We start from the raw sequence: 14,366 nt of genomic DNA, 5'->3' as shown, positions 1-14,366 counted from the left end.
CCACCCGGCCACGGCCATATGCCGAAGGACATAGAGGACCGGGTCGAGGCAAAGTCGATGTTGGACGCGTCCGCCAGGCAAGGGATACCCAACCCCATCCGGCTTGTGATCGTCGATCGGCAACCGATGGTCCTGCAGGGTTTGAAGTCGGTACTCGGGACACAGCAGGATTTTGACGTTGTCGCATCGTCCAGCGATGGCGCGAGCTGTCTCGAAGCCATTCGAAAATTGGCACCCGACGTCGCGTTGATTGGCGATGCCCTGCCGGATCTGACCGCAAATGAAATCCTGGCGATTGCAGGAGCCGAGAAGCTCTCCACGCGGCTGGTGTTCTTTACGGAGTCCGATGCCGGTCTGACCGCGGCGATTGCTGCCGGCACCTGTAGCGCAATTTCCAAGTATGCCGCCCCGGTCACCATGCTGCGCTCCCTGAGGCTGATGGCAAAGAGCGGTGTGTCGCTGCAGCACCGGGATCTCTCGCCGGTCGAGAATGCCGCCGAGGACGGCAAAATCGAAAAGATGCTGACGCTGTTGACGGATCGAGAACGTCAAATTGCGCGGCTCGTGTCGGAGGGAATGTCGAACAAGGAGATTGCGCGCGAGCTGAACGTTTCACAAGGGACGGTCAAGGTCCACCTCTACAACATTTTCCAGAAGCTCGAGATCACCAACCGAACCGTGCTCGCGACCATCGCATTGCTGCAACGCACGTCGGGCCTCGGCGCGCTCGCATTGGCCTTCCTGGCGTTCACAATTGCGGATGAGCTCAAGGCCTCGGAAGCGAACGGCATCTCCCAGGCCGATAGCCACGTTGGCCACGCGGGCGAGCACGCCTTGTATGAGGTTTGGAAGAAGGCCATTCTCCAGCGTCTCATCCTCTCGCAATCCGACGCGACGTCGGCGTTCAGCGAGAAGGACTTTTTTGCGAGGGCGAACCAGGTCCCCAACCCGGCGGCGGCGATGGAAGCACTACGCGCAGCCGAGCAATTTATCGTCTCGAAACCGTGGAAGGATGTCGATCCTGTCGGATCGATCTCGCCCAATCTTCCTGGACTCTTGCTGCGAGGAATCAACGATACGCCGGCTGGCGATGAGCCGGCTCCGAAACACCAATTCCCGCCATTCGCCTCCAGTCCGATGTCGCCGCAAGGCGGATATGGCGCCTTCGCCGCTGTCGCCGGCGCGCTGATCTTCGCGCTGCAGGATCCCGATCAGGCCAAGGCGCATGAGCTGGATCAAGGATCCGTAGACACCCTTCTGGCCATCGGCGGAGAGAATGCGACCACAGGCTTGGCCGCGATCACCCATGTCGAGGGCAATCACGGGGGCAACTCCGCGTCGGATGTGCTTCCCCATGATGCCGGTCGGCATTCCGGTTCCGTGACCATTGCAAGCGACATCGCGCAGGACAGCGTTCAGAGCCAAGCGGGCCCGGATGTCCCTGGTCACAATGTTCAAAAACCTGTCGGCTTGTTGGACTCCGATCACGATGCAGGCCCGGCCGGATTTGGCCGCGATCAACCGATGGGAGGCAACGTTGAACACGTTGTCAATCATTCCCCGATCGAGTCCAAGTCCAACGCCGCCGAGCTGGTGCTGGATTCCACGTCCGGCCCCGGCAGGCTCAATCTCGCAGCATTCGGAGCGCTGGCCTGGCTGCATCTGACGGCGGCGCCGAAATCCATTCCGCCACATACCCTCGCCTGGGTCTACGATTCCGAACGCAACGAGACGATCGTCTATGTGAATCCGACCGATCGTGTGCTCGATGTCGGGGATCGCAGCCTCGTGGAGGTCCATCTGCAGGGAATCGTGGCCGTTGCCGAGGCGGACTTCGCTCAGCAAACAGAGGGCGGCGTCCATGCAGCCACCTTGGAGCAACTCGAACAAGCGCTGATGCCGGCCTCAACCGATGAGACCGCTGTGAGTGCGAGCAGCGGCCACGCGAGCGAGGATTCGCTCGCGACGGCCGACGTTTGGAGCGCTTTGGCCGATGACGGCTTCAGCTTCCAATTCGCAGCCGTTCGGATCGGCTCGGGGACAGCGGCAAAGTCCGGCGCCGCAACGAGCGGCTCGGCGGATGCAACGGAGGAGAGCACCGGTCCTTCCGGTGTGTCGGCATACGGATCATCAACCCCGCCTGGTCATAGCGCGGCGACCCCGGCCGCGGAGAATTTCTCCGCGAAGAATGAGCCGATGAATTCGAACGCCGGCGTTCCGTCGACGAAGCAGAACGACACGGCCCAACCAGGCTTCGGCACGGGCGCCGGCATCGGCGGCGGCAACCCTGAGCATACTGCAGCGCCAGGTTCGACAAAGGCAGAGATGGCGCAGGCGGATTCAAAACCCGGCAACGGTGTCGGTCATGGCAATGAGCAGCATTCGCAGGCCCCAGACGATCCGCCAAAGGCAGCGAAGACAAAAGGACCAGGCGCCGAGCACGGCAATTCAGGCCATGCAAATTCTGCAAAAGGGTCGAAAGCGGCTGAGGCCGCCGAACCGAGCGTCGCACCGGATGACAAGGCGGGCCGCGGCCACTCACAGCACGGTGCGGAGCCGTCGTCTGCAAAGGCGGCGGACGCAGGCATCACCGAAGCCAAGTCCAAACCCGGCAAAGGTGTCGGCAACGACCATGAACACTATTCCCAGGCTCTAGACAGTCCCCGAGGAGCAGAGAAGACGGCAGAGTCCGGCGGCATCGAGCACGGTCATTCGGGCCACTCGGCTTCCGCCAAAGGAGCGGAAGCAAGCAAGAGCGGGACAGGTGGTGGTGACACGGAGCACGGGCACTCACAGCATCCTGCGGAGCCGGGGTCTGCAAAGGCGGGGGCTGCGGAGATGGCCGAGGTCAAGTTGAAACCCGGCAACGGCACCGGGAATGACCATGAGCACCAATCCCAGGCTCCGGACAGTCCGCCAGGAGCAGCGAAGACGGCAGAGTCCGGCGAGGCCGAGCACGGTCATTCGGGCCGCTCGGCTTCTGCAAAAGGATCGGAAGCGGGCAAGGGCGACGCAAATGCTGGCGACATGGAGCACGGCCATTCACAGCACGCGGCAGAGCCGGAGTCTGCAAAGGCGGGGGCGTTGGAGATCGCCGAAGCCAAGCCCAAATCCGGCGGCGGCATTGGGAACGACAATGGGCATCCTCAAGACGGTTCGCCGGGAGCCGTGAAGACGGCAGAACCCAGCGGCGCCGAACACGGCAATCCGAGCCATTCAAGCTCGGCCAAAGGAGCGGATGCAGGCGCGAGCATCGCAACCAACAGCGCGGACCAGAGCAATTCGCAGCGCGATGCACATTCCGGTGTAGCGGCATCAGAATCCGCGCCCGCGCTCGGCGGCATCGATCAGGTGTTCCGCTTCGACGACGGGGCAGCTTCTTCCACGCTCATCACCCTCGCAGAGCCTGACGAGGTTCATAAACCGCACGCTGCGCTCAGTCAGGAAGATGAAGTGATGCCGCATGCGCTGGACGAGCACGGGGCCCGCGACGGTCATCATGGTTCGCATCCCGGCATTCCATCTGCGCCCCATGATCTGCTGATTTGACATCTTGCAGCCTCATTGGCTGACGCTGAGCAGTGCGCGAGCGCGACCGGCGGTCGCGCGCTGCCAGGGAACCAGCCGAGAGTGCGGAACCCGCCGGCCGCTATTGAATTAATCTGGGATAGGAAATAGCGGACTCTTCGATGACCAATCGCTTCGCCAGCTCCATCTCTGCCGCCCTCCGCCATCCCGGCGTGATCGCGCTGATCGTGGCGGGCGTGACGATTGCGGCAATGCTGATCGTCGACCACGGGCCGTGGAGCCGCGCCAAGACGCAGCCGGCCCATGTGGCAATGTATGCGACCACGGGCGAAGCGGCCCGGGCCGCGGGCGCGAAGGTGCTTCCGACCAATCCGAAGTCGTCGGTCGAACCGGCGCGGCCGGGGCCCAAGACGTCCCCGACCGTCAATCCCGTGACGCCGTAGCGTCTCAGCTCTTGCGGCCGTAATTCAGCAGCCCGCCGCTCGTCTTCGGCGGATGCGCGCGCAAGGCTTCCTCGTTGGGCTCGGTGCCCCAGCCGGGCCGGTCCGGGACGATCAGATGGCCGTCCCTGATATCAGGCTCGTGCGTGAACAACTCGCGATCCCAGGACAGACGATCGATGTCGATCTCCATGATGCGCAGGTTCGGCACTGCCGCACAGAAATGCGCGTTCATCATCGAGCAGAGATGGCCGTAGAAATTATGCGGGGCGACGTTGACCTCGAACGCCTCGGCGGCGGCAGCGATCTTCATGGATTGCCAGACGCCGTTCCACGGTGTGTCGATGATCGCGACGTCCATGGCCTGCGCGTGAAAATAGGGCAGGAATTCGCGCAAGGAGAGCAGCGTCTCGCACGACGAGATCGGATGCGGGCTCTGCCTGCGGATATAGCCGAGCGCCTCCGGATTGAAGCTGTCGATCTCGACCCAGAACATGTCGATATCGGCAATGGTGCGCAGGATCTTCAGATAGCCTTCGGTCTTGGCGTTGAAGTTGCAGTCCAGCAGGATGTCGACATCGGGGCCGGCACCGTCGCGGATCGCCTCCAGATGCATGTGCAGGTCGCGCAGGATCTTGCGGTCGACGTTGATCTCGGGCGCGAACGGTGAGCCGAAGCCGGGACGCCAGCCGGTCGGCCTGCCCTCGTCATAGGAGAAGATGTTGGTCTTGAGCGCGGTGAACTTCTTCTCGCGCACCTCGCGCCCCATGGCCTTGACGCCGTCGAGACTTTCGATCGGCGGCTTGTACCAGGAGGGGTGATTGATCCGCCAAGTGGCGCAATGCGACCAGTAGACCCTGACACGGTCGCGGATCTTGCCGCCGAGCAGCTCGTAGCAGGGGACGCCGAGCGATTTCGCCTTGGCGTCCAGCAACGCATTCTCGATCGCACCGAGCGCCTGCGCCACCACGCCGCCCGCGGCGGGACGCGTCGCCGCGAACAGTTCGGCAAAGATGCGCTCGTGCTGGAAGACGTTCTGACCGATCACCCGGGCAGAGAGGCGCTGGATCGCGGCGCCGACGCCGGGCGAGCCGAAGCCCTCGTCGAACTCGCTCCAGCCGACGATGCCGTCTTCGGTCGTCAGCTTGACGAAGTGATAGTTTCTCCAGCCGGCGTCGCAGGCCAGAATCTCGATGTTCGTTGCTTTTGATGATCCGGTCATGTCGCTCCCTGTCGCCCGGCGGCTTCTTGTGGCCCGATCTCATGCCGGGCCCTGGCCGCATTGTTTAGGGCAAGCGAGGACTGCCGGGAAGGGTGTAGCGAAGGAGAGCTGGGCAGCGCGTTTCCGCGCTCGCCGGGCTCGTCAGCCAATCAGGGACGAGCCGAGCAGGGCGAGGACTGCCAGCCCCATCAGCGCGGTGCCAAGCCAGCCGAGCCCGATCAACCATGAGCGGGCCCTGAATCGGCCCATGATGTTGCTGCTCGAGACGATCAGCATCATCATGGCCATGATGGGGACGGCGACGATGCCGTTGAGCACCGCGCTCCACACCAGCATGTGGATCGAGTCGATCCCCGTGAAGCCGAGGCCGAACCCGATCAGGGTTGCCGCGGCGATGATGGTGTAGAAGCCGGCCGCTTCGTCCGGCTTCGCTTCCAGCGTGGCCCGCCAGCCGAAGATCTCCGCAACGCCGTAGGCGGCCGAGCCCGCCAGCACCGGGATGGCAAGCAGGCCGGTGCCGATGATGCCGAGCGCGAACAGGGCGAAGGTGAAATCGCCGGCGAGCGGCCGCAGCGCTTCGGCCGCTTCCGTCGCCGAATTGATCCTGGTGACGCCGGCGGCGTGGAGGACCGATGCCGTCGTCAGGATGATGAAGAAGGCAATGCCGTTGGACAGCAGCATGCCGCAGACGGTGTCCATCTTGATACGGTCGAGCTCGCGCAGGCCGCCGCGCTTGAGGTCGCGGAGCGGCTTGTCGCGCTTGCCCTGGTTCATCTCCTCGACCTCCTGCGAGGCCTGCCAGAAAAACAGATAGGGGCTGATGGTGGTGCCGAGCACGGCGACCACCATCATCAAATAGTCGGCGCTGACATTCGCCTTCGGCCACACCGCGGCCAGCAGCGCCGTGCTCCAGGGTATTTCGACGGTGAAGGCGGTCGCGACGTAGGCGAACAGCGCCAAAGTGAGAAATTTCAGCACCGGCGAATAGCGGCGGTAGGGCAAAAACACCTGGAGCAGGGTCGAGCCGGCGGCGAAAATCAGCGCGTGCTCGTGGTTGAGGCCGCCGATGACGAGCGAGAGCGCCTCGGCCATCGCGGCAATGTCGGCGGCGATGTTGAACGTGTTTGCGGTCACGAGCATGGCGATCAGTGCCAGGACGGCCCAGCGCGGCGCGAGCTGCATGACGTTGGCGGCGAGCCCCTTGCCGGTGACCCGGCCGATCCGCGCGCTGACGAGCTGGATTGCGATCATGAACGGCGTGGTCAGGAACACGGTCCACAGCAGACCGTAGCCGAATTGCGCGCCCGCCTGCGAATAGGTGGCGATGCCCGACGGATCGTCGTCGGCGGCGCCGGTGACAAGGCCCGGACCCAGCCTTTGCAGCAGCGTCGGCGCGGATTTCGTCGGGGTGAGGGCGCCGTCGCGCATGAAAGAACCTCGAAGGGCAGATGCTTTCATAGCAAATGTCAGCGAAGGAACAAACGTTCCCTGCCGCCGGCCCAAGAATTCTGATTATTCTAAATTCGTTTGTGCCGTCGGGCAAAACAGGGGTAGATTGCCATCATCGCAACAATCATCCCGCGTCCTTCGGAGGCTTGTCGCAAGCGGCAAATTGCGTGCGGGATGAGGCGGCGCGGCCGGTCTACTTCACGCTGACGAACATGCCCCAGGCGGCGGCGAGCGCGGCGCCCGCGAAGACGAGCACCGGGTTGTCGCAGAACGTGCTGCCATAGCGGCAGACGTCTGCGCCGAACTGGCCGAGCTCGTGACGGCCCGCGGAGTAGAACAGTCCCGACAGTCCCAGCAATGCAGCGGCGACGTAGTACATCGACGATCTCTCCGGCTAGTCCCTCGTTAGTCCGACATGTCCCAGCATGGAGCGAAGAGATTTCGTTTCGCCGAATCCGCTGTGTTGCATTCGAGATAAAGTTGACGCGTCGGGCAAAACACCGGCAGGATGGGAGCATGGGCAAGCCGGCACCGGGATCACCGGCGCTGGACAATCGAAAGGCCCCGCTCACGCGGGGCCTTTGTCTTGTCGGCTGTGATGGCTTATCGCCGCGAGCCCGCGCCGTACAGCTCGCGCTCGCGGCCGATATCTTCCGGCGACAGCGGCGGGCTTGCGGCGTCGAAGTCGGTCCAGCCGGCCTTCTGCCACGTCGCGCTGCGCTCCCCGAGGTTCACGGACTTTTCGTGCAGAAGCGCATCAAGACGTGCGCGGTCCTGGTCGGGCACTCTTGCAGAGACCAGCGTCCCGCCGCGGCGGACGCCCTCGGCATATCGCGATGCATCTTCCTTGGAGACGCCGGCTTCCGTCAGCGCGCCGATGATGCCGCCGGTGGCCGCGCCGGCAGCAGCGCCCGCAGCGGTCGCGGCGAGCCAGCCTGCCGCGACGACCGGGCCGAGGCCCGGGATCGCCAGGAGGCCGAGCCCGGCGAGCAGACCTGCCGTGCCGCCGAGGCCGGCACCGATGCCGGCACCTGTCCCGGCGCCTTCGACGCGATCGTCGGTGCCGTCGCGATCACGGTCGACCTTGCCGGACGACGAGCCGTACCAATTGTCCGAATTGTTGGCGACGAGGCTGATGTCGGAGTGCGGCACGCCGGCGCTCTCGAGCCGGGCTACGGCCCGCTCGGCATCGGAATAATTGTCGTAGAGGCGAGAGATGGTGGTCGTCATATCTGGATTTCCTTTACTTGGCGGGGTTCACGTTGCCCTGGAAGTCGACGCTGACGTCGGCCTTGGTGCCGGCCTTGTCGGCCTTGCCGCGCCAGACGCCCTCGTTGTCCTTCTGCAGGCCGGAGACGTTGGAATAGCCCGCCGCCTCGATGCGCGACTTCGCCTGGCCTTCGGTGAAGCTGTTGCGGCCGGCGACCGGTGCGTTGGAGTTATTCTGGTCGGCGCTGTTGACGGCGTTGTTTCCAGGGCCGCTTTGCGCCGGCTGCGACTGCGCGCCCGCGGGCGCCACGGCGAGCAGCAGCAAGGTTGCAGCCAGTACAGCTGAACGTGACATGTTTTTTTCTCCTGCAAGTGATTGTGCCGGCGTCAACATGCGAGATTCGAATTGGTTGCGTGGGCTCCGGACGAGTCTGCTGCGGCGCTTTGGCCGCGACAGCGTCGAGCGAGCGCAGCCGCCGCTCGTCGTACACGCGAGGACCAGCCCACAGTCATTCTACTTCGCAGACTGCACTGCTTCGCGCTGGCCCGTTGCAGGCTCCCAGGGCGCCGGCAGGATCACGCGAATGGGGCGCGCTTCGGCCGGGCCTTGAGCGACAGGTGCCGCCTTGTCCTTGACAGGCTCAGCCACAGCCACGGTCATCAGCGCAGCCAGCATCGCCAGAGAAGTTGTCACAAGCCGTACGTCCAGCATCGAAGTCTCCTGTTCTGCGCACCAACGCCGCCCGCCGGAATTGGTTCGGACCAATTCGGGAACAAGTGGCAATTTGTGATGTTTGTACGAGACAAGCCTGGATGACGGGCTGCTGGAGGAGGACACGATGAACATCAAAGCGATCATTGCTGCCGCCGTGCTGACGTCGGTTGCAGCTCCCGCGTTCGCGCAATCGTTCTACGTGGTGCAGGACGTCAAGACCAAGAAGTGCACCATCACCGAGTCGAAGCCCACGACCACGGAAACCACGGTCGTGAGCGGCGACACCGTTTACAAGACCAGGTCCGAGGCCGAGGCCGGCATGAAGACCGTCAAGGTCTGCACCTCGAACTAAGGAGAAGAAGCGCGAAGGCCTCATCGCGCCGGCGCGTCGACGGCAGCCCGCGCGGACCGGTCCGCGCGGGCTTTGCCGTTGGAAGCCCACTCGCTCATGCGGGGGCCATGTCCGTTCGCCGCCTCGGCCGGAGCCGGGAACTTCCTCTGTCGGGGGCGATTGTGCTATCCGTTTTGAACGGCGTTTGAGGCAGCTCCCACCATGCAATCGCGCTATCCCTTGTTGAAGAAGTGGACGGCGGACGAACACGAGCGGTTGAAGGCCATGGCGGAAGCCGGACGGCGGCCCGACGAGATTGCCGCTGAGCTCAATCGGAGCGAGGCGGCCGTGCGGGTGCGAGCCTGGCAGCACGGCATTGCGCTGCGCCTCGTTACGCAGAAGCGCGGCAAGTGAGCGAGCCTAGTGCGAGGGACCGCAGACGTGCGCGGCGATCTGCCCGCACGGATCGAACGTCAGGCTTGCGCTGACGATGCCGCCACGCGCGACGTACGAGATCACCACCGCGTCTTCCAACGGCTGGAGGTTGTCGAGGCCGGTCGCAGGATAATTCCGCAGACGATGAACCCAATAGGCGCGCCGTCCATCCGGGTCCGAGCTCATCTTCGAGCCGCCGCAGGCGCAGTGGATCGCCGCGTGGTCCGCATACATTCCAAGGATGCTCTCGATGTCGCCGGCGCGGTAGGCATCAAGCCAATCGACCGCTGCGGCCATCGGGTCAAAGGACATCGTCCGACCTGCCTGCCGTTTCTCCGGCCGGCGGTTTAGGACCGGGATCATGAATGCGGCGTGAAGGTCGGCGCGGACCCCCGTTCATCAGTCTGTCGGAAGGGTGAACGAATGCTTGCCGTCCTTCTCAACCAGCGACCGACACCTCGAGCGGCTGAAAACCCGCGACGCGCGGCAGCGACATGAAGCCGGGCCTGGCGAAATAGTACCCCTGGAAGAGCCGGATGCCGGCCGCCCGCAGGGCTGTGAGCTCGGCCTCGGTCTCCACGCCCTCGGCGAGGAGGGTGATGTCCAGCTCGCGGGCGATCGCGGCCAGCGCGGACACGATCACCTGCCTCGGACGGCTGGCATCGATGCCGCGCAGCAGCTCCATGTCGATCTTGATCAGGTCCGGCTGCAGCCGCGCCAGCAGGCAGAGCCCGGCATAGCCGGCGCCGAAATCGTCGAGCGCGGTCCAGAACCCCAGCGCCTTGTAGGCGCCGATGATGTTCTCGACATGCCTGGGATCGCTCATCCGCTCGTTCTCGGTGAACTCGAACATCAGGTTGGTCGCGGGAAAGTTCGCGCGCCGCGCCGCCGCGAGCGATTGCTGAATGCACGCGCGCGGCTCGTACACGGCATTCGGCATGAAGTTGATGGAGAGGCGCGCCTGCGGATCGTCGAACAGGCGTCCGGCGGTTTCGATCGCCATGACGCGGGCGGCCTGGTCGAAACGGTAGAGCTGATCGTCGGTGAGCTGGCTCAGAACGCTGTGCGCGCTCTCGCCGTTCGGCCCGCGCACCAGGGCCTCATAGCCCCAGACCCGGTGTTCGGCGACGTCGACGATCGGCTGGAACGCCATCCTGAATTGGAACGGCAACTCCGTCCCGTCCCCGCATCCCGCGCACTTCACGTCCGTCTCCAGCCCAGCGTCCCCGATGCGGCGAGGGTACGGCACAGCTCGTTAAGGAACAAAGAAGCCTTCCGCCCAGGCTGCCCGGCGGCCTCGCCCGATGTTCATTTGTGCACACAAGCCGGCGGTGCCCCGGGGGTGGACGCCCGATGAAACACGTCTGAAACAGGGACGAAACCATATCGTCCTGAACTCGGCCGGGCCGGAGCCCGACCAACGGATCGAAAGGAGAGACGATCATGATCCAGATCGGTTCGAAGGAAGAAGTCGCGTTCCTGCTGGCGCTGTTCGGCACCCACACCCAGCCGGTCAAGCGGCCGAAGCCGAAATCCCAGCAGAGGTGAGAGACGCCATGCCCGGCTTGGCCGAATGCCAGAGCCTGCTCAGGCTCCTGATCGCCAGGGGCGATCCCAAGGCCATCCCGCTCGCTGAGGGCGCCATCGACCAGTTCCTGAACACGGCGCCGGCCAGCATGCGCGGACGCGGCCTGCGCGTGCTCCAGCGCGATGCGCTCGACCAGCACGATGTGGCTGTCGGCGTGCAGCGCTCGTTCGCCGAGACGGTGGACGCCTATATCGAGCGCAAGCTCGCGGAGGAATGAGAGGCGCTGCGCAAGCCGGCCGCCGTGCCGTCGGAGCGGAGCGGCCTCGCGGCGTTCCCGGAACTCCTGATCACCGGCAGAAATCTTTGGTCGCGCCAGAAACCTTTGCTCGTTCCTCGACCTATTTACGGCAAAGGATGCGGCCATGCCCCGGTACTACTTCGATCTTCGCGACGACAACGGAATTGCGCTGGACGAGGAGGGGCTGGAATTATCCGGGCCGCGCGCGGTTCAGGCCGAAGCTGCCAAGTCCGCCGCCGACGTGGCGCGTGATGAGATGCTGTCGGCGCAGCTCACCGGCGCCCGGCACGAGATGGCGATCGAGGTGCGCGATGCCTGCGGTCCCGTCATGCAGGTGAAGTTCTGCTTCCAGATCGAGGATCTCAAGTCGCGGCCGTCCTCACGCGGTCATTGACGCGCCGGGGCCGATCGGGACGGCTGCCGCAACGGCGGCAGGGACTGCTCGGGCTCCAGCACGGCAACCTTGCGGCCGAGCTGCCAGACTTCCACCTTGCCGTGCCGCGTGAACCGCCGCGCGAAGGTGAGGGCGGAGGAATCGGACGGGGCCTCGAACGCTTCGGCCGAGCGGAAGACGCCGTCCTCGCCGACGAGATAAGCGCGATATTGCCGGGTCATGTCGGGGCCCTCAGGCCGGGCGAGCGCAGCCAGGCCTCGATCTGCATGGCGGTCTCGTCCTGCCGCGCCTGGCGCAGCAGCATCTCGCGCCGGTGGCCCGGCGCAAGCGCGCGCGCTTCGTCGCGGCAGCGCGCGGCTTCATCCGCGAGGCGTTCGGTCAGGGTCTTTGTTTGTTTGAAACGTCGCCGTGTCAGCATGGCGCATCTCCCTTGTTCGAAAGGGCGGGAGCGAAACTCGCGTTCTCATCACCGATCGATGCCAGGGAGCCTTTGCGGTGATGGTTAACCCTACGCCGCCGAGCGAGAGGAGTCACATCATTTGATAAGGCGCGCGAATTAAATCTCCTCGACGCGATTGCAGCGCTTTGAGCCACCTACTCATCTTGAGTGCGAGCGAATCTTGAGTTCACAATTGAACAAAGGCGACCTCAGGTCGTTTGCGAGACATCACCGGCCAAGGCATTCGTCCGTGGGCGTCGGTGCTGAGAGACCGAGCGCGCTCCCGCCTGCAAGAAGCGAGCCGCCATGAAGCGGATCTATCGTGCTGTCGCCTGCCGAGCAGGAGCAAACCGATTACATGCGCCGGATCGCGCGCGAATGCCGCGAGTTGTTGAAGCAGCCGCTCCCGGAGACGTTTTTGGGGCGGAAGACGCAGGAGGTGCCTCCGGAGGAGGATGATGACCAGTGAAGCGCGATCGAAATTGTGGTGCGTCGCATCATTCCGGCGATGACGTTTCCTTCTTGTCGGTGCCCCGTGCAACAATCTTAAGGCTTTGATCGGCAAGCGGCCGGTGCAGCGCTTTTGCTTCGTCCCAAGGTGCCCGCAACCATACGTCCCATTCCTCCGTTGTTGTCAGGACTACCGGCATTGCTTTCGGATGGATCGGCTCGACAACCGCATTCGGTGCTGTCGTCAGAAATCCGTAAACCTGATGCGGTCCAGGAATAGGCTTCGACTTCGTGCCACGATCGCCATTGAAGGTGGTCCAGATGCCGGCGAATGCGAACCATGGGCGTGCCTCCGCGAGCGCAAACCAAACGATGTCTTTCTTCTTCGTCTCCGGATTCGGCTCGGGCGCGTACTCGGCGAAGCTATTGGCTGGCACGAGGCAGCGGTTCTCGGACTTGAGCCAGGCTCGCAATGCGGCGACGAGGTGTTGCGGATGTTCGTGACGGGTGGTCCGCCGGTGCGGGGGCGGAGGTGGCATGTCCCCAGCGCATCGTCACCAGCTCGCGCTCACCGCCGACTGCGTCGCGTATAACCAGGGCGGGATAATCCGGAAAACACACCGGGCATCCGCGGCAAGTTGCCTTCGTAGCGGCGGACGATGCGGAAGAGGTCGGCGATGGCCGCCTGGTTGGTCGTGATCGAATAGATGAGGTGATTGCGGCCGCTGCTCCGTTTGGCAAAGTCGATCGGAGCGGCTGTAGGAGCCGCGCTTCCTCGGAGGGATCACTATGATGCACTATGCTGGCCTGGACGTATCTTTGAAAGACACCGCGATCTGCGTCGTCGATGAGAAAGGCTCTATTCTGAAGGAGGGCAAGACGGCATCGGAGCCGGATGCAATTGCCCAGGGGCTCGCAAGCGTTGAGGTCAATCTTAACAAGTTTGGCCTTGAAATCGGTGGTCTTGCCCGTTGGCATTATGCGGAATTGCGTGCCCGAGGCGTGCGGGCTGTGTGTATTGATCCTCGCCAGCTTCGCGGTGTCACCAAGACAATGCCGATTAAAACCGACCGAAATGATGCTCGGGCTATCGCTCAAGCGATGCGTGTCGGTTGGTTTAGTCCGGTGCACGTCAAAAGCGAGGCCAGCCAGGAACTTCGAATGCTTCTTACAAACCGAAAGATGCTCCAGACGAATCAGATTGATATCGATAACGAAATCCGAGGTACATTTACGCTGGACCAGCGGCAGGCTGCGGAGGTCGCGGCCGTTCAGGTAGAGAAGGTCGAAGGCCACGAGTACGAGCTTGGAGGAATTGCCCTTCAATTCGTTTTGAAGCACGGAGAAATCGGTCGTACCGTCGGCGGCCGGAATGACAACTTCCCCATCGATGATCGCGGAGCCTGCCTCGACGTGCCATGCGTCGTCGGCGATCTTCCTGAAGCGCCTCGTCCAATCGTGGCCGCGACGGGTGTAGATGGTCACGGCCTCATTCGCCAAGTGCACCTGAACGCGATAACCGTCGAACTTGATCTCGTGAATCCACCGCTCGCCAGAGGGGACCCTCTCGACCGAGGAGGCCAACGCCGGTTCGATAAAGCCGGGAAAGGGCGCCTTGATGCCGATCGCCGGGGACTTCCGGCCGCTTCAAGGATCGAAGCCGGCTTCCTTTGGGCCTTGTAGAGCTGGTTATATCCATCAAAGGCATCGGCCCGCATCAGGCCCACATAGCCGGCAATATGGCTTTGCGGATGCTCTCCAGCCCGGTTGCGTGAGTAGTAGAACAGGGCCGCCGGCGGATCCGTGCCGCCAAACGGTCGGTCATCGCGAACATAATGAGATGGACGGTCCCCGCCCTGATAAGCTGCGAAAGGGCACCCCAAGAAGGAGGACAAGCTATGGTGACAATCGGGCTTGATATCTCGAAG

Annotated in this window: 17 protein-coding genes and 4 pseudogenes; 8 read left to right on the top strand and 13 right to left on the bottom strand. The window is 63.7% G+C overall.

The features are described 5' to 3' along the window. Positions 1–18: 18 nt before the first annotated feature. Complete coding sequence (locus K408_RS0135380) at positions 19–3,549, top strand: LuxR C-terminal-related transcriptional regulator (protein WP_245265988.1); 3,531 nt, start codon at positions 19–21, stop codon at positions 3,547–3,549. Positions 3,550–3,689: 140 nt separating this feature from the next. Then, on the top strand, positions 3,690–3,971 hold the full coding sequence (locus K408_RS0135375) for a hypothetical protein (RefSeq protein WP_024343267.1): 282 nt from the start codon (positions 3,690–3,692) through the stop codon (positions 3,969–3,971). 4 nt (positions 3,972–3,975) lie between these two features. Here the strand turns inward: K408_RS0135375 and K408_RS0135370 are convergent, their stop codons facing one another. The 6 genes from K408_RS0135370 to K408_RS42495 all read right to left on the bottom strand — a co-directional run bounded on the left by K408_RS0135370 (position 3,976) and on the right by K408_RS42495 (position 8,560). After that, complete coding sequence (locus tag K408_RS0135370; protein WP_024343266.1) at positions 3,976–5,190, bottom strand: mandelate racemase/muconate lactonizing enzyme family protein; 1,215 nt, start codon at positions 5,188–5,190, stop codon at positions 3,976–3,978. Between the two features lie 141 nt (positions 5,191–5,331). Next, on the bottom strand, positions 5,332–6,618 hold the full coding sequence (locus K408_RS0135365; RefSeq protein WP_024343265.1) for an NRAMP family divalent metal transporter: 1,287 nt from the start codon (positions 6,616–6,618) through the stop codon (positions 5,332–5,334). Positions 6,619–6,832: 214 nt separating this feature from the next. Beyond that, positions 6,833–7,018 carry a hypothetical protein gene (locus K408_RS0135360; protein WP_024343264.1) on the bottom strand — a complete coding sequence of 62 codons (186 nt, stop codon included), beginning with the start codon at positions 7,016–7,018 and terminating at the stop codon, positions 6,833–6,835. Positions 7,019–7,242: 224 nt separating this feature from the next. Further along, positions 7,243–7,869 (bottom strand): hypothetical protein, encoded by a 627-nt coding sequence (locus tag K408_RS0135355; protein WP_024343263.1) that lies wholly within the window; start codon positions 7,867–7,869, stop codon positions 7,243–7,245. A gap of 13 nt (positions 7,870–7,882) precedes the next feature. Further along, a complete protein-coding gene (locus K408_RS0135350) occupies positions 7,883–8,203 on the bottom strand; it encodes a hypothetical protein (protein ID WP_024343262.1) in 321 nt (106 codons plus the stop codon). Between the two features lie 159 nt (positions 8,204–8,362). After that, a complete protein-coding gene (locus K408_RS42495) occupies positions 8,363–8,560 on the bottom strand; it encodes a hypothetical protein (protein WP_024343261.1) in 198 nt (65 codons plus the stop codon). A gap of 127 nt (positions 8,561–8,687) precedes the next feature. Between K408_RS42495 and K408_RS0135340 the strand changes: the two genes are divergently transcribed. Both K408_RS0135340 and K408_RS0135335 read left to right on the top strand, forming a co-directional pair. After that, complete coding sequence (locus K408_RS0135340; protein WP_024343260.1) at positions 8,688–8,915, top strand: hypothetical protein; 228 nt, start codon at positions 8,688–8,690, stop codon at positions 8,913–8,915. A gap of 201 nt (positions 8,916–9,116) precedes the next feature. Next, on the top strand, positions 9,117–9,308 hold the full coding sequence (locus tag K408_RS0135335; RefSeq protein ID WP_024343259.1) for a Myb-like DNA-binding domain-containing protein: 192 nt from the start codon (positions 9,117–9,119) through the stop codon (positions 9,306–9,308). Between the two features lie 6 nt (positions 9,309–9,314). On the opposite strand, the gene K408_RS0135330 is transcribed toward K408_RS0135335, so the two are convergent. Continuing rightward, on the bottom strand, positions 9,315–9,641 hold the full coding sequence (locus tag K408_RS0135330) for a hypothetical protein (protein ID WP_024343258.1): 327 nt from the start codon (positions 9,639–9,641) through the stop codon (positions 9,315–9,317). Between the two features lie 127 nt (positions 9,642–9,768). Next, the gene (locus K408_RS0135325) at positions 9,769–10,482 is read right to left on the bottom strand and encodes an EAL domain-containing protein (RefSeq protein ID WP_051160786.1); all 714 of its coding nucleotides are present in this window, start codon (positions 10,480–10,482) and stop codon (positions 9,769–9,771) included. Between the two features lie 403 nt (positions 10,483–10,885). Here K408_RS0135325 and K408_RS0135315 point away from each other — a divergent pair, with 403 nt between their 5' ends. Further along, on the top strand, positions 10,886–11,134 hold the full coding sequence (locus K408_RS0135315; protein WP_024343256.1) for a hypothetical protein: 249 nt from the start codon (positions 10,886–10,888) through the stop codon (positions 11,132–11,134). A gap of 145 nt (positions 11,135–11,279) precedes the next feature. Next, a complete protein-coding gene (locus K408_RS0135310) occupies positions 11,280–11,549 on the top strand; it encodes a DUF6894 family protein (protein ID WP_024343255.1) in 270 nt (89 codons plus the stop codon). Here K408_RS0135310 and K408_RS0135305 read toward each other — a convergent pair. Both K408_RS0135305 and K408_RS0135300 read right to left on the bottom strand, forming a co-directional pair. Then, a complete protein-coding gene (locus K408_RS0135305; protein ID WP_024343254.1) occupies positions 11,543–11,770 on the bottom strand; it encodes a hypothetical protein in 228 nt (75 codons plus the stop codon). The genes K408_RS0135310 and K408_RS0135305 overlap by 7 nt on opposite strands. Beyond that, complete coding sequence (locus tag K408_RS0135300) at positions 11,767–11,967, bottom strand: hypothetical protein (RefSeq protein ID WP_024343253.1); 201 nt, start codon at positions 11,965–11,967, stop codon at positions 11,767–11,769. The genes K408_RS0135305 and K408_RS0135300 overlap by 4 nt, the downstream gene beginning before the upstream one ends. Before the next feature lie 343 nt (positions 11,968–12,310). On the opposite strand from K408_RS0135300, the gene K408_RS42490 reads away from it, so the two are divergent. Further along, positions 12,311–12,457, top strand: a complete 147-nt coding sequence (locus K408_RS42490; RefSeq protein ID WP_155248797.1) for a hypothetical protein — start codon at positions 12,311–12,313, stop codon at positions 12,455–12,457. Positions 12,458–12,485: 28 nt separating this feature from the next. Here K408_RS42490 and K408_RS39760 read toward each other — a convergent pair. Next, a pseudogene (locus tag K408_RS39760) lies at positions 12,486–13,147 on the bottom strand (SOS response-associated peptidase). Between the two features lie 80 nt (positions 13,148–13,227). On the opposite strand from K408_RS39760, the pseudogene K408_RS43785 reads away from it, so the two are divergent. Continuing rightward, positions 13,228–13,608: pseudogene (locus tag K408_RS43785) on the top strand (IS110 family transposase); the annotation flags it as partial. A 60-nt stretch (positions 13,609–13,668) separates the two neighbouring features. On the opposite strand, the pseudogene K408_RS43035 reads toward K408_RS43785, so the two are convergent. Then, positions 13,669–14,064 (bottom strand): annotated as a pseudogene (locus tag K408_RS43035) (ATP-dependent DNA ligase); the annotation flags it as partial. Continuing rightward, positions 14,028–14,273: pseudogene (locus K408_RS41645) on the bottom strand (IS66 family transposase); the annotation flags it as partial. The pseudogenes K408_RS43035 and K408_RS41645, both read right to left, overlap by 37 nt. Positions 14,274–14,366 lie beyond the last annotated feature (93 nt).

Source organism: Bradyrhizobium sp. in8p8 (assembly GCF_000426845.1).
Lineage (GTDB): Bacteria > Pseudomonadota > Alphaproteobacteria > Rhizobiales > Xanthobacteraceae > Bradyrhizobium > Bradyrhizobium japonicum_C.
Note: the sequence above shows the minus strand (reverse complement) of the source record. Positions and strands in the feature narration are given on the sequence as shown.

Bases quoted from the DNA above. Each gene is read 5' to 3' on its own strand.
- K408_RS0135310 (WP_024343255.1), top strand. From the start codon at position 11,280: ATGCCCCGGTACTACTTCGATCTTCGCGACGACAACGGAATTGCGCTG.
- K408_RS0135330 (WP_024343258.1), bottom strand. From the start codon at position 9,641: ATGTCCTTTGACCCGATGGCCGCAGCGGTCGATTGGCTTGATGCCTAC.
- K408_RS0135335 (WP_024343259.1), top strand. From the start codon at position 9,117: ATGCAATCGCGCTATCCCTTGTTGAAGAAGTGGACGGCGGACGAACAC.
- K408_RS0135370 (WP_024343266.1), bottom strand. From the start codon at position 5,190: ATGACCGGATCATCAAAAGCAACGAACATCGAGATTCTGGCCTGCGAC.
- K408_RS0135365 (WP_024343265.1), bottom strand. From the start codon at position 6,618: ATGCGCGACGGCGCCCTCACCCCGACGAAATCCGCGCCGACGCTGCTG.
- K408_RS0135305 (WP_024343254.1), bottom strand. From the start codon at position 11,770: ATGACCCGGCAATATCGCGCTTATCTCGTCGGCGAGGACGGCGTCTTC.
- K408_RS0135315 (WP_024343256.1), top strand. From the start codon at position 10,886: ATGCCCGGCTTGGCCGAATGCCAGAGCCTGCTCAGGCTCCTGATCGCC.
- K408_RS0135300 (WP_024343253.1), bottom strand. From the start codon at position 11,967: ATGCTGACACGGCGACGTTTCAAACAAACAAAGACCCTGACCGAACGC.
- K408_RS0135325 (WP_051160786.1), bottom strand. From the start codon at position 10,482: ATGGCGTTCCAGCCGATCGTCGACGTCGCCGAACACCGGGTCTGGGGC.
- K408_RS0135350 (WP_024343262.1), bottom strand. From the start codon at position 8,203: ATGTCACGTTCAGCTGTACTGGCTGCAACCTTGCTGCTGCTCGCCGTG.
- K408_RS0135355 (WP_024343263.1), bottom strand. From the start codon at position 7,869: ATGACGACCACCATCTCTCGCCTCTACGACAATTATTCCGATGCCGAG.
- K408_RS0135375 (WP_024343267.1), top strand. From the start codon at position 3,690: ATGACCAATCGCTTCGCCAGCTCCATCTCTGCCGCCCTCCGCCATCCC.
- K408_RS42495 (WP_024343261.1), bottom strand. From the start codon at position 8,560: ATGCTGGACGTACGGCTTGTGACAACTTCTCTGGCGATGCTGGCTGCG.
- K408_RS0135340 (WP_024343260.1), top strand. From the start codon at position 8,688: ATGAACATCAAAGCGATCATTGCTGCCGCCGTGCTGACGTCGGTTGCA.
- K408_RS0135380 (WP_245265988.1), top strand. From the start codon at position 19: ATGCCGAAGGACATAGAGGACCGGGTCGAGGCAAAGTCGATGTTGGAC.
- K408_RS0135360 (WP_024343264.1), bottom strand. From the start codon at position 7,018: ATGTACTACGTCGCCGCTGCATTGCTGGGACTGTCGGGACTGTTCTAC.